Raw genomic sequence first — 12,523 nt, 5'->3', positions numbered from 1 at the left:
GCCATGAATGCCCCAGAGCCTCCATCGTCCAACGGCTTGCGCTACCTCGCGGTGGGTGTGCTGGGCATCGCCGTGCTGCTGGGGTTCTATTTCATTCAACTCAACGCCAAGGTCGACCGCCAGCGCGAAGAGGCGGCTGAACGCCTGACGCTGTGTCGTCATCTGGAGGCCGTGGTGGGCGCCACTGCTTCCAGTCGTGAGGCCCTTCAAGAAACATGCAAGCAGTTAAGTGAACAGTTACTTGAAAGCGCTACGCCCGATTAATAACCATTTTTTATACAGGGACTTACTGTCGTTACTTGCACCAAAAAGTAGCACGACTACTGCCTTCTACCTTAAAAAATATGTGGTTATTGAATGACTTACGACGCTTTCAATCCGACGAAAGGATTAAAATAATCTTGTTACATGTTTTTACAATCGCTACTATAGCCGGGCGTTCACCTCCCACGGTTTATGCATTTTTAAATCCCAAGTTTCCATCAGCTACTTGGGATTTTTTTTGCCCGCGATTTAATCTCGGCCTGTCGTTCATGGCCGGTGACGCCCTACTAAAGTGAGGGCTGGCTAACACTTTTGCATTAATTGTCCGGCGGCCGGCAAAACCTTATCTATGCTGCTTGCATCACCTCAATCGGGTAGAACCCAGGGACGGGGGGCTGATCATGATTTCCATCACCGAATTCAACCGCATCATGGCCTCAGGCTTCCTGCCGCTTGCGTGTGAGTGCTGCCTCAATAGTGACGGCTCGCTGCGCATCAGCGTGTTCGAGCCTGCGTCCGGTCGTGTCGACTTGCTGCTGACCCGCGTATCACCCGAAGGCCTGGACAGCATCCGTGCCATCTCTAACCTGATTGGTGAGTTGCGTACCGAGATAAAGGCCGGGCGCCGTGGGTTTGCTGCGGTAGGTTAAGGGCCGTCCAGCGCGTCAGAGGCGCCGCAGGAAGGATTTGACGATGTGGCGGGTAGTGTCTGTGGTATCCAGCTCGTCCACGGCGCTGTAGGCGTACCACTGGCAATCGACAATCTCATTGCACGGCCGCGCCTCGTCGATATTGACCACCGAGGCCTCGAACACATGGTGGACGGTGTCGCGGGCCTTGAGCTCCTGCAGGTACAGCAAGCCGTCCACGTTTAAACCGGTTTCTTCTTCCAGCTCGCGTTCCGCCGCGCCTACCGGGCGCTCGTGCGCTTCTACTTTCCCGCCGGGCAATGCCCATTTTGATCTGGCCTTGCGTACGAAGAGGATGTGCCCCTCACGTTCGCAAATGACGGTCGCCCTAATTTTCATCGAATGTGCCCCCGCGCCGGATGAATGTCATAAAAGTGTAATGCAATTGTCATGCTAAGTGGTTATGGCGCGCCAGGGCCTGTATGTGGATACTGCCCAATTGACGAATACGACCGAGGACATTAGATGAAGACCATACGCTGGGGCATGATCGGCTGTGGCAGTGTCACTGAATTGAAGAGTGGACCGGCTTTCTATAAAGCGCCAGGTTCGGCATTGGTCGCCGTGATGGGGCGGCGTGCCGAGGCGGTGTGCGATTATGCGGCGCGCCATGGCATTGCCCGTTGGTATACCGATGCCCAGGCCTTGATCGATGACCCCGAGGTGGATGCGGTCTACATCGCCACTCCGCCCGACAGTCACCTTGAGTACGCCCTGAGAGTGGCCGCGGCGGGCAAACATTGTTGCGTCGAAAAGCCGATGTCGCTGAATGCTGAACAGAGCGCGTTGATGCAGCGCACATTCGAGCGCGCCGGGCTGCACCTGTTTGTCTCCTACTACCGGCGTTCTTTGCCGCGCTTCCAGCAAGTGCGCACCTGGCTGCAGGAAGGCCGTATCGGTGAGTTGCGCCACCTGACCTGGACCTTGTGCAAACCCGCTGCCGTAACAGACTCCGACGCCACCAATTGGCGCACCGATCCGGCCATTGCCGGTGGCGGTTACTTTGCCGACCTGGCGAGCCATGGGTTCGACCTGTTCCAGTACCTGGCCGGGGACATCGTCGAGGTCTCAGGCTTTTCGGCGCGACAGGCTGGGCGCTACGCGGCAGAAGATGCCGTGACGGCCTGCTGGACATTTGCCAGCGGTGCATTGGGCATGGGCTGCTGGAATTTTGTGGCGGACCGACGCGAAGACCGGGTCGAACTGATCGGCAGTCGCGGTCGTATTCAGTTTTCGGTGTTCGAGGACCAGCCGCTGCGTCTTGAAGGCGAGACCACCGAGGTGTTGGACGTGCCGTGTCATACCCATATTCAATGGCACCACGTCCTGAACATGAACGCGCATATTCGTGGCGAGGCCGAGCATCCGTCGCTGGGCATCGAAGCGCTGAAGACCGATATCATCCTGGACAAGGTGTTACACCGTTACTCCCAGCATCCCTAGGCGTGGCGATAGCGTAAGGCTTTACTTTTTTAAAGGAATACCGGGATGAAATACTGGATGGTGGTGTGGCTGCTGATGGCCACCGCGGCAACGGCGGCGCCACGCAGCCAAGGGCAGGCGGGTGAGTTTGATTTCTATGTGCTATCGCTCTCGTGGTCACCCACGTTTTGCCTCACGCACCCAGGCAACGAGCAATGCTCAGGTAAAGGCTACGGCTTTGTGCTGCATGGTTTGTGGCCGCAATACGCGCGGGGAGGGTGGCCGGCGTCCTGTACACCGCAGACGCGCTTGAGCGAGGCAGAAATGGACAAGGGCGCGGCGCTGTTTCCCACCCGCACGCTGCTCAAGCATGAGTGGGCCAAGCATGGCACCTGCAGTGGGCTGGAGCCGTTGGAGTATCTGGAGAAGACCGATGTGGCGCTCGGTGCGGTTGCCATTCCGCAGCAACTGCAGCCGTTCAATACGCCGCCGTCATTGCAGGCCAACGAGATCGAGGCGCTGTTTCGCGAGAGCAACCCACGCATGGGCAACCACGGTATGGCGGTGATCTGCAAGGGCAAGGTGCTGTCGGAAGTGCGGGTGTGCCTGACCAAGGATCTCGCGTTTGCCGGTTGCCCGCGCAGTGTGAAGAGCCAGTGTCGGGGGGGCGATATTCGTATTCCCACCCAGCGCTGAGAAGTGCCCTGGATCCCACTATGAAAACTGGCTTGTTGGGTCGCCGTATCGCTGCGATGGCGGCGTGCCAGCCGATGGCTATCTACCTGACGCCCCCGCGATCCAACTGTGGGAGCTGGCTTGCCTGCGAAGACGGCCTCGCAGTCGACACCGTAATACCGAGTACCTATCCATTCCTGCGGTAACGGCTACTTAGGGTTCCGCCCTGACGGCGTCTCACTTTTGAAAAGCCGGAATGCCGGCCCAGACAAAAGTAAGCAAAACGCTCTTGCCCCACCACGTTACCCACGAATTCAAGCCTGCGTTCGGCCAGCGTGGTTTAACGGGGCGCCTGAGATCAAGATCACAAGCAGATCAAGATCAAGAGCGGCTCGCTTCGCATCGTGGTTACCTGTGGGCGGCACATTCGACATCTCTGTCGATTGAACGGCCGCCATCGCAGGCAAGCCAGCTCCCACAGTTGATCGCGGGGCACTAATCAGATCAGCGTCCGTTTCTCAAGTACCCAGGGGCATTTTCTTCAATACCCTCGTGTCCCTGCGCGGTACCGTGATCTAAACCTCGTTTGGGATCACAAAAGGAACTGCAATGAGCTTGATTCTCTCCATGGCCGCCTTTGCCCTGGCCACGTCCATCACGCCGGGACCGGTGAATGTGGTCGCTTTAAGTTCTGGCGCACGTTTTGGTTTCGTCGCCAGCCAGAAACATGTCTTCGGCGCCGCCGTGGGTTTTACCTTGTTATTGGTGTTGATCGGCCTGGGGTTGCATGAAGTATTGGTGCGCTGGCCGATCCTGATTCAATTGATCCGCTGGGGCGGCGTGGCGTTCTTGTTGTATATGGCTTGGAAGCTGGCGGTGGATGATGGCCGTCTGGACGCTGACGGTGCGCACTCCGCGCCGTCGATGTTGTATGGCGCGATCATGCAGTGGCTCAACCCGAAAGCCTGGCTGGCGTGTGTGGCAGGCATGGGGTTGTTCGTGGCCGATGGCGATGCGGCGCAGGTATGGTTGTTTGCCGTGCTTTACCTGGTGATCTGCTACCTGTCGGTGGCGTGCTGGGCGTATGCGGGGACGTTTTTGCGCCGCTACTTGAACAACCCCAAAGGTGTGCGCCTGTTCAACCGCTCAATGGCCGCGTTGCTGGTGGCCAGTGTGGGTTATTTGCTGATGGCTTGAGGTTCTCGCGGTATTGCCCCGGCGTGGCCGCGAAGTGTTGTTTGAAGGTGCGCTGGAAGTGCGCCTGGTCGGCAAAGCCCGCGGCCAGGGCGACGTCGGCAATCAGTGCGCCATTGCGCAGTTGGCTGCGGGCGAACTGGATGCGGCGGTTGACCATGAAGGCGTGGGGCGTCAAGCCGTAATACTGCTTGAATGCGCGGATCAGATAAGACGGCGACAGTTCAGCGGCCTGGCAAATGTCTTCGAGTTTCAAGGCCTGCGTGCAGTGGGCGCGGATGTAGTCGGCGGCGCGTTCCAGTTTGTGGTTGACCTCGCGTACCGGCGTCAGCGAAGGGTTCAGGCGCTGTTGCACCTCGGTGAAGTAACTCACTAGCGCGCTCTGTTTTTGCAGCAGTTCGGCCTGTTCATCCACTAGCGTGCGGTACAGGTCGAGCAAGCCGTGGTACAGCCCGGTGTCGCGAGTATGGGGTGTGTCGAATGGCCGGTAGCCCTGGTCGGTACTGAACCCCAACTGGTATTGCAGGTCGGTCAGCCACGGCGTGTCGAGGTACAGCATGTGGTAGGACCAGGGCTGGTCATGGATGGGGTTGCACGCATGCACATCGCCGGGGTTCATCAGCACCACGGTGCCGGCGCTGATTTCGAAGGTGTGCGCGCCGTAGTGGTAATAGCTGCAGCCCGTGGTGATCGCGCCGATGGAAAAATGCTCATGGGCGTGTCGGGTATAGGTGACCTTGCGCCCGTCGGCGATGCTGCGGGCTTCGATGAACGGCAGGCGTTCGTCGCGCCAGAAGCGCGGCGTGTCTGCGGGACGGGCGATTGGGCTGAGCGACATGGCGTTATTTCTCCTGCATTCTCACCCGCGTTACCTCAGGCCGGTACCAGAAAAGCGGCCTTGAGCAACTGCCGGGTATAGGCATGTTGCGGGTCGGCAAAAATAGCCTGGGCATCGCCTTGCTCCACCACCTGGCCTTGCTTGACCACCATCAATTGGTGACTCAGCGCCTTCACCACTGCCAGGTCATGGCTGATAAACAGGTAGGTCAGGTTGTACTTGGCCTGCAAACCACGCAGCAACTCTACCACCTGGCGCTGTACCGTGCGGTCCAGGGCCGAGGTGGGTTCGTCCAGCAGGATCAGGCGCGGCTTGAGCACCAGCGCTCGGGCGATAGCGATGCGTTGGCGCTGGCCGCCGGAAAATTCATGGGGGTAGCGATGCCGGGATTCGGGGTCCAGGCCCACTTCCTTGAGCGCCGCGATAATCGCCGCTTCCTGTTCGGCGGGCGTGCCCATCTTGTGGATACGCAGGCCTTCGCCAACGATCTCGCTGACGCACATGCGCGGGCTCAGGCTGCCGAACGGGTCCTGGAACACCACCTGCATTTCCCGGCGCAACGGGCGCACCTGCTGTTGGCTGAGGCGGTCCAGTTGCTGGCCTTCGAAGCGAATCCCGCCCTGGCTGCCGATCAGGCGCAAAATTGCCAGGCCCAGGGTGGACTTGCCCGAGCCACTTTCGCCAACGATGCCCAGGGTTTGGCCCTGGGGCAGGCTGAAGTTGATGCCGTCCACAGCCTTGACGTAATCGACGGTATTGCGCAAAAAGCCATTCTTGATCGGAAACCAGACTTTCAGGTCGTCCACTTCCAGCAGCGGAGGGCCGACATCATTGTTGGCTGGCCCACCACTGGGCTCCGCCGCGAGCAATTCCTGGGTGTAGGGATGCTGGGGCGACTGGAACAGTGTCTCGCAATCGGCCTGTTCAACGATGCAACCTTGCTGCATCACACACACACGATGGGCGATGCGCCGTACCAGGTTGAGGTCGTGGCTGATCAGCAGCAGCGCCATGCCCAGCCGCGCCTGCAGCTCCTTGAGCAATTCCAGGATCTTCAACTGCACGGTGACATCCAGCGCCGTGGTCGGCTCGTCGGCAATCAACAACTCCGGCTCGTTGGCCAGAGCCATGGCGATCATCACTCGCTGGCGCTGGCCGCCGGACAGCTCGTGAGGCAACGCCTTGAGGCGTTTGTGTGGCTCGGGGATACCCACCAGCTCCAGCAATTCCAACGTGCGCTGGGTGGCGACCTTGCCGGTCAGGCCCTTGTGCAGGCCGAGCACCTCGTTGATCTGTTTTTCGATGGAGTGCAGCGGGTTCAACGAGGTCATCGGCTCCTGGAAGATCATCGCAATACGATTGCCGCGTATATGCCGCAGGGTCTTCTCTTTGAGCGTCAGCAGGTCTTGCCCTGAATACTCGATAGTGCCCGACGGATGCCTGGCCAACGGGTAGGGCAGCAGGCGCAGGATCGAATGGGCGGTGACCGATTTGCCCGAACCGCTTTCACCCACCAGCGCCAGAGTTTCGCCGCGCTTGATGTCGAAGCTGACGTGGTTGACCACCCGGTGGTGATGCTCGCCGGTGACGAATTCGACACTGAGGTCGCGGATTTCGATCAGATTGTCCGGATTCATCTCATTTCCTCGGGTCGAACGCATCGCGAGCGGACTCGCCGATAAACACCAGCAGGCTCAACATGATCGCCAGCACCGCGAAGGCACTCATGCCCAGCCACGGCGCTTGCAGGTTGGATTTGCCCTGCGCCACCAGCTCACCCAGCGACGGCGAACCTGCCGGCAGCCCGAAGCCGAGAAAGTCCAAGGCGGTCAGGGTGCCAATGGCGCCGGTAAGGATGAAGGGCAGGAAGGTCATGGTCGAGACCATCGCATTGGGCAGAATGTGACGGAACATGATCGCGCCGTTCTGCATGCCCAGCGCCCGCGCCGCGCGTACGTATTCCAGGTTACGACCGCGCAGGAACTCGGCGCGCACCACATCCACCAGGCTCATCCAGGAAAACAGCAGCATGATCCCCAGCAGCCACCAGAAGTTGGGTTGCACGAAGCTGGCCAGGATGATCAGCAGGTAGAGCACCGGCAAGCCGGACCAGATCTCCAGGAAACGTTGCCCGGCCAGGTCGACCCAACCGCCATAAAAGCCCTGCAAGGCGCCGGCAATCACGCCGATGATCGAGCTGAGTATGGTCAGGGTCAGGGCAAAGAGCACCGACACGCGAAAGCCGTAGATCACCCGCGCGAGCACATCACGCCCCTGGTCATCGGTGCCCAGCAGGTTGACCGAGGACGGCGGCGCCGGGGCCGGGACTTTCAGGTCGTAATTGATGCTCTGGTAGCTGAACGGAATCGGTGCCCACAAGGTCCAGGCGTCCTTGGCTTTCAGCAGCTCCTGGATGTACGGGCTCTTGTAGTTGGCTTCCAGCGGGAATTCACCGCCGAAGGTAGTCTCCGGGTAGCGCTTGAGCGCCGGGAAGTACCAGTCGCCGTCGAAGTGCACCGCCAGGGGCTTGTCGTTGGCGATCAACTCAGCGCCCAGGCTCAACACGAACAGCACCAGGAACAGCCACAGCGACCACCAGCCACGCTTGTTGGCCTTGAACCGCTCGAACCGGCGGCGATTGAGGGGGGACAGGTTCATCTCAATGCTCCCGGCTGGCAAAGTCGATACGCGGATCGACCAGGGTGTAGGTGAGGTCGCCGATCAGTTTCACGATCAGCCCCAGCAGGGTGAAGATAAACAGCGTGCCGAACACCACCGGGTAGTCACGGTTGATCGCCGCTTCAAAGCTCATCAGGCCCAGGCCGTCGAGAGAGAAGATCACCTCCACCAGCAACGAGCCGGTAAAGAAGATGCCAATGAAGGCCGAAGGGAAACCGGCGATCACCAGCAGCATGGCGTTGCGGAACACGTGGCCATACAGCACGCGGCGATTGGTCAGGCCCTTGGCCTTGGCGGTGACCACGTACTGCTTGTTGATTTCGTCGAGAAAGCTGTTCTTGGTCAGCAGGGTCATGGTCGCGAAGTTGCCGATCACCAGGGCAGTGACGGGCAGCGCCAGGTGCCAGAAGTAATCGAGGATCTTGCCGCCCCAGCTCAACTCCTCGAAGTTGTTGGAGGTGAGCCCGCGCAGGGGGAACCAGTCGAAATAACTGCCACCGGCAAACACCACGATCAGCAGAATCGCAAACAGGAACGCCGGTATCGCGTAGCCGACGATGATCGCCGAGCTGGTCCACACATCGAAATGGCTGCCGTGGCGCGTGGCCTTGGCGATCCCCAGGGGGATGGACACCAGGTACATGATCAAGGTGCTCCACAACCCGAGGGAAATGGACACCGGCATCTTCTCCTTGATCAGGTCGATGACCTTGGCGTCTCGGAAAAAGCTGTCACCGAAGTCCAGCTGGGCGTAGTTCTTGACCATGATCCACAAGCGTTCCGGCGCCGACTTGTCGAAGCCGTACATCTTTTCGATTTCCTTGATCAGCGCCGGGTCCAGGCCCTGGGCGCCACGGTAGCTGGAACCGGCCACCGCAACTTCGGCGCCGCCGCCAGCAATGCGGCTGGTGGCGCCGTCGAAGCCTTCGAGCTTGGCGATCATCTGCTCCACCGGGCCGCCGGGAGCGGCCTGGATGATGACAAAGTTGATCAACAAGATCCCGAACAGCGTGGGAATGATCAGCAACAGGCGGCGAACAATATAGGCCAGCATTTAATCGCCTCCGCTCGCCGCATCGGCGCGTGTGTCCAGGGGGACGGCAGGTGTGACGTCGGGTTTGCTCCACCAGGTCGCGGTGCCGACGTCGTAGCGTGGCGAGACCTTGGGGTGGCCCAGGTGGTCCCAGTACGCGACGCGAAAGGTCTTGATGTGCCAGTTGGGAATCACGTAGTAACCAAACTGCAGCACACGATCCAGCGCCCTGGCGTGGGCGATCAGGCTTTGGCGCGAACCGGCGTCGATCAGCTCTTCCACCAACTGGTCGACCGCGGGGTCCTTGAGGCCCATGTAGTTGCGGCTGCCGGGCTTGTCGGCGCTGGAGGATTTCCAGAACTCGCGCTGCTCGTTACCCGGCGAGGTGGATTGCGGGAAGCTGCCCACCAGCATGTCGAAGTCGCGCGAGCGCAGGCGGTTGACGAACTGTGAGACGTCCACGCGACGAATCACCAGGTCGATGCCCAGGTCTGCCAGGTTGCGCTTGAACGGCAGCAGGATGCGCTCGAACTCGGTCTGGGCCAGCAAAAACTCTATGGTCACTGGCTTGCCGGTGCTGTCGACCATTTTGTCGTCAACAATCTTCCAGCCCGCTTCCTGCAGCAGTTGGTAGGCCTCGCGTTGCTGGGTGCGGATCATGCCGCTGCCGTCGGTGTGGGACGGTTCGAATGCCTGGGTGAAGACTTCGCCAGGGATCTTGTCGCGCAGCGGCTCGAGAATCGCCAACTCGTCCGGACCGGGTAGGCCGGTGGCGGCCATTTCCGAGTTTTCGAAATAGCTGCGGGTACGGGTGTAGGCACCGTTGAACAGCTGTTTGTTGCTCCATTCGAAATCCAGCAGCAGGCTGATGGCCTTGCGCACCCGCACGTCCTGGAACATCGGCTTGCGCATGTTGAACACAAAACCCTGCATGCCGGTGGGGTTGCCGTTGGGAATTTCTTCCTTGATCAATCGGCCTTCTTTCACCGCTGGAATGTTGTAGGCATTGGCCCAGTTCTTGGCGCTGAATTCCAGCCAGTAGTCGAACTGCCCGGCCTTCAAGGCTTCCAGGGAGACAGTGCTGTCGCGGTAGTAATCGGTGATGCGGGTATCGAAGTTGTAGAAGCCCTTATTGACCGGCAGGTCCTTGGCCCAATAATCCTTGACCCGCTCGTAGCGAATCATGCGGCCCGGCTTGACCTCTGCCACCTGGTAAGGCCCGCTGCCCAGGGGGATTTCCAGGTTGCCCTTGGAAAAATCCCGGCTGGCCCACCAGTGTTTGGGCAGTACTGGCAGCTGCCCAAGGATCAACGGCAACTCGCGGTTGTTGGTGCGCTTGAACTTGAACAGCACGCGCAACGGGTCTTCGGCCACCACCTCATCGACGTCGGCGTAGTAGTTGCGGTACAGCGGGTTGCCTTCCTTGATCAGGGTCTGGAAGGTAAACACTACGTCTTCGGCGCGTATCGGGTGGCCGTCATGGAAGCGTGCTTCGGGGCGCAGATAGAAGCGCACCCAGCTGTTGTCCGGGGCTTTTTCGATCTTGCCGGCCACCAGGCCGTATTCGGTGATGGGTTCGTCCAGGCTTTGCATGGCCAGGGTGTCGTAGATCAGTGGCAGGTTGTCTGCCGGTACGCCCTTGCTGATATAGGGGTTGAGGCTGTCGAAGCCGCCCATGGCCGATTCGCGGAAGGTGCCGCCCTTGGGGGCGTCGGGGTTTACATAGTCAAAATGCTTGAAGTCGGCGGGGTACTTGGGGGGCTCGTTGTAGAGAGTCAGCGCATGTTGTGGCGCGGCGTGCGCCGCGGTGCACAGCAACAGGCTGGCGAGCAGGGTAGTACGCAAGGACATCATTGGGCTTTCTCCGAAGCTTTCAGCCACCATGCGCTCAGGCCCAGGCTGTAGGGCGGCGTGGTGACAAAGGCGAACCGGTTGCGGTACGCCAGGCGATGATAGTTGAGGTACCAGTTGGGAATGCTGTAGTGCTGCCACAGCAGCACCCGGTCCAGGGCGCGGCCGGCAGCCAGTTGTTCTTCGCGGGTCTGCGCCGCCAGCAGTTGGTCCAGCAGGTGGTCGACCACCGGGTTGGCGATACCGGCGTAATTCTTGCTGCCTTTGATTGCGGCCTGGCTGGAGTGGAAGTACTGCCACTGCTCAAGGCCGGGGCTCAAGGTCTGGTTGAGAGTCATCAAAATCATGTCGAAATCGAATTGATCGAGGCGCTGTTTGTACTGTGCGCGGTCAACGGTACGCAAGCGGGCGTCGATGCCGATGCGGGTCAGATTTTCGACATAGGGTTGCAGGATGCGCTCGAGGTTCGGGTTGACCAGCAGGATTTCCAGGCGCAGCGGTTGCCCGTCCTTATCCAGCAGGCGCTGCCCTGACAGTTTCCAGCCGGCCTCGCTGAGCAGGGCCAGGGCCTGGCGCAGGGTTTCGCGAGGGATGCCGCGACCATCGGTGTGCGGCAGGCTGAACGGTTGGGTAAACAGCGCAGCCGGCAGTTGGTCGCGGTAGGGCGAGAGCATCAACCACTCATGGCCCACGGGCAGGCCGGTGGCCGAGAATTCACTGTTGGGGTAATAGCTCACCGAACGCTTGTAGGCGCTGCTGAACAGCGTGCGGTTGGTCCATTCAAAATCGAACATCAACCCCAGGGCTTCACGCACTTTGGCCTGGCTGAACGCCGGTCGCCGGGTATTCATGAACAGGCCCTGGCTCTGGGTGGGGATCTGATGGGCGATCTGCGCCTTGATCACATCGCCGCGGTTGACCGCCGGGAAGTTGTAGCCGGTGGCCCAGTTCTTGGCCTGATGCTCGATATAAATGTCGAATTCACCGGCCTTGAAGGCTTCAAAGGCCACGTCGCTGTCGCGATAGAACTCCACTTCGACCTTGTCGTAGTTATAGAAACCCTGGTTGACCGGCAGGTCTTTGCCCCAGTAATCCTTGACCCGTTCAAACACCAGTTGCCGCCCAGGCGCAACCTTGGTGATGCGGTAGGGCCCACTGCCCAGGGGCGGCTCGAAGGTGGTGGCCTTGAAGTCACGGTTTTTCCAATAGTGCTGGGGCAGCACCGGCAACTCGCCCAGGCGCAGGATCAGCAAGGGGTTGCCGGCGCGCTTGAACACAAAGCGGATACGGTGAGGGTTGAGGATATCGACCCGGGCCACTTCCTGCAGGTTGGTGCGGTACTGCGGGTGGCCTTCGGTCAGCAGGGTGCGATAGGAGAACGCCACGTCATCGGCGGTGATCGGCTTGCCGTCGTGAAAGTGCGCTTCGGGGCGCAGGTTGAACACCACCCAACTGCGGTCTTCGCTGTATTCCACCGATTGGGCAATCAGGCCATAGCTTGAGGTGGGTTCATCGCCGGACGGCGCGTATTGCCCAGTGCCCACCATCAAAGGTTCATTGAGTTCGTTGACGCCGTACTGCAGGAAATTGGCGGTGGAAACCGGGCTTGAACCTTTGAAGGTGTAGGGGTTGAGCGTATCGAAGGTGCCAAATGCCATCACCCGCAATGTCCCGCCTTTGGGCGCTGCAGGGTTTACCCAATGGTAATGGGTGAATTTGGCCGGGTACTTGAGTGTGCCGAACTGCGCATAACCGTGGCTTTCGGTGATCGTCGCATTCGCCGCAAAGCTCAAGGCCAGACTTATTAGTAGAAGGAGGGGACGCTTCAAGTCAGAGATCCGATCCAGGCGGCTTGGGCTTTATGATCGGTACAGTAAC

12 protein-coding genes are annotated in these 12,523 nt (G+C 59.9%); 5 read left to right on the top strand and 7 right to left on the bottom strand.

The features are described 5' to 3' along the window. The first annotated feature begins 3 nt into the window (after positions 1 to 3). A complete protein-coding gene (locus ACP7CZ_RS00355) occupies positions 4 to 264 on the top strand; it encodes a hypothetical protein (protein ID WP_032900704.1) in 261 nt (86 codons plus the stop codon). A gap of 401 nt (positions 265 to 665) precedes the next feature. Continuing rightward, the gene (locus tag ACP7CZ_RS00350) at positions 666 to 914 is read left to right on the top strand and encodes a DUF1652 domain-containing protein (RefSeq protein WP_003191753.1); all 249 of its coding nucleotides are present in this window, start codon (positions 666 to 668) and stop codon (positions 912 to 914) included. A 15-nt stretch (positions 915 to 929) separates the two neighbouring features. Here the strand turns inward: ACP7CZ_RS00350 and ACP7CZ_RS00345 are convergent, their stop codons facing one another. Continuing rightward, a complete protein-coding gene (locus ACP7CZ_RS00345) occupies positions 930 to 1,292 on the bottom strand; it encodes an NUDIX hydrolase (RefSeq protein ID WP_054897491.1) in 363 nt (120 codons plus the stop codon). 126 nt (positions 1,293 to 1,418) lie between these two features. Between ACP7CZ_RS00345 and ACP7CZ_RS00340 the strand changes: the two genes are divergently transcribed. The 3 genes from ACP7CZ_RS00340 (at position 1,419) to ACP7CZ_RS00330 (ending at position 4,247) form a co-directional block, all read left to right on the top strand. Then, on the top strand, positions 1,419 to 2,396 hold the full coding sequence (locus ACP7CZ_RS00340) for a Gfo/Idh/MocA family protein (protein WP_096144276.1): 978 nt from the start codon (positions 1,419 to 1,421) through the stop codon (positions 2,394 to 2,396). Positions 2,397 to 2,441: 45 nt separating this feature from the next. Beyond that, positions 2,442 to 3,071 (top strand): ribonuclease T2 family protein, encoded by a 630-nt coding sequence (locus ACP7CZ_RS00335; RefSeq protein ID WP_034126082.1) that lies wholly within the window; start codon positions 2,442 to 2,444, stop codon positions 3,069 to 3,071. 588 nt (positions 3,072 to 3,659) lie between these two features. Next, positions 3,660 to 4,247, top strand: a complete 588-nt coding sequence (locus tag ACP7CZ_RS00330; protein ID WP_054920851.1) for a LysE family translocator — start codon at positions 3,660 to 3,662, stop codon at positions 4,245 to 4,247. Here ACP7CZ_RS00330 and ACP7CZ_RS00325 read toward each other — a convergent pair. Genes ACP7CZ_RS00325 through ACP7CZ_RS00300 form a run of 6 tightly spaced genes read right to left on the bottom strand, consistent with a single transcriptional unit; the run spans position 4,189 to position 12,474 of the window. Next, positions 4,189 to 5,082, bottom strand: a complete 894-nt coding sequence (locus tag ACP7CZ_RS00325; RefSeq protein WP_089041854.1) for an AraC family transcriptional regulator — start codon at positions 5,080 to 5,082, stop codon at positions 4,189 to 4,191. The two genes, ACP7CZ_RS00330 and ACP7CZ_RS00325, sit on opposite strands and share 59 nt — an antisense overlap. A gap of 35 nt (positions 5,083 to 5,117) precedes the next feature. Then, positions 5,118 to 6,719: an ABC transporter ATP-binding protein gene (locus ACP7CZ_RS00320; protein ID WP_294164561.1), complete on the bottom strand. Its 1,602-nt coding sequence runs from the start codon at positions 6,717 to 6,719 to the stop codon at positions 5,118 to 5,120. 1 nt (position 6,720) lies between these two features. Beyond that, positions 6,721 to 7,740 carry an ABC transporter permease gene (locus tag ACP7CZ_RS00315; RefSeq protein WP_057974844.1) on the bottom strand — a complete coding sequence of 340 codons (1,020 nt, stop codon included), beginning with the start codon at positions 7,738 to 7,740 and terminating at the stop codon, positions 6,721 to 6,723. Position 7,741: 1 nt separating this feature from the next. Next, a complete protein-coding gene (locus ACP7CZ_RS00310) occupies positions 7,742 to 8,815 on the bottom strand; it encodes a microcin C ABC transporter permease YejB (RefSeq protein WP_034126078.1) in 1,074 nt (357 codons plus the stop codon). After that, entirely contained in the window at positions 8,816 to 10,648 is a 1,833-nt protein-coding gene (locus ACP7CZ_RS00305) for an extracellular solute-binding protein (RefSeq protein WP_054920846.1), read from the bottom strand. It abuts the gene before it with no gap. After that, positions 10,645 to 12,474 carry an extracellular solute-binding protein gene (locus ACP7CZ_RS00300; RefSeq protein ID WP_181125341.1) on the bottom strand — a complete coding sequence of 610 codons (1,830 nt, stop codon included), beginning with the start codon at positions 12,472 to 12,474 and terminating at the stop codon, positions 10,645 to 10,647. Before ACP7CZ_RS00300 ends, ACP7CZ_RS00305 begins: the two co-directional genes overlap by 4 nt. Positions 12,475 to 12,523: the final 49 nt, after the last annotated feature.

This window comes from Pseudomonas sp. DWP2-2 (genome assembly GCF_049897065.1).
Classification (GTDB): Bacteria; Pseudomonadota; Gammaproteobacteria; order Pseudomonadales; family Pseudomonadaceae; genus Aquipseudomonas; species Aquipseudomonas paracarnis.
This window is presented reverse-complemented; position numbering and strand designations above follow the sequence as displayed.

Bases quoted from the DNA above. Each gene is read 5' to 3' on its own strand.
- ACP7CZ_RS00355 (WP_032900704.1), top strand. From the start codon at position 4: ATGAATGCCCCAGAGCCTCCATCGTCCAACGGCTTGCGCTACCTCGCG.
- ACP7CZ_RS00350 (WP_003191753.1), top strand. From the start codon at position 666: ATGATTTCCATCACCGAATTCAACCGCATCATGGCCTCAGGCTTCCTG.
- ACP7CZ_RS00345 (WP_054897491.1), bottom strand. From the start codon at position 1,292: ATGAAAATTAGGGCGACCGTCATTTGCGAACGTGAGGGGCACATCCTC.
- ACP7CZ_RS00340 (WP_096144276.1), top strand. From the start codon at position 1,419: ATGAAGACCATACGCTGGGGCATGATCGGCTGTGGCAGTGTCACTGAA.
- ACP7CZ_RS00335 (WP_034126082.1), top strand. From the start codon at position 2,442: ATGAAATACTGGATGGTGGTGTGGCTGCTGATGGCCACCGCGGCAACG.
- ACP7CZ_RS00330 (WP_054920851.1), top strand. From the start codon at position 3,660: ATGAGCTTGATTCTCTCCATGGCCGCCTTTGCCCTGGCCACGTCCATC.
- ACP7CZ_RS00325 (WP_089041854.1), bottom strand. From the start codon at position 5,082: ATGTCGCTCAGCCCAATCGCCCGTCCCGCAGACACGCCGCGCTTCTGG.
- ACP7CZ_RS00320 (WP_294164561.1), bottom strand. From the start codon at position 6,719: ATGAATCCGGACAATCTGATCGAAATCCGCGACCTCAGTGTCGAATTC.
- ACP7CZ_RS00315 (WP_057974844.1), bottom strand. From the start codon at position 7,740: ATGAACCTGTCCCCCCTCAATCGCCGCCGGTTCGAGCGGTTCAAGGCC.
- ACP7CZ_RS00310 (WP_034126078.1), bottom strand. From the start codon at position 8,815: ATGCTGGCCTATATTGTTCGCCGCCTGTTGCTGATCATTCCCACGCTG.
- ACP7CZ_RS00305 (WP_054920846.1), bottom strand. From the start codon at position 10,648: ATGATGTCCTTGCGTACTACCCTGCTCGCCAGCCTGTTGCTGTGCACC.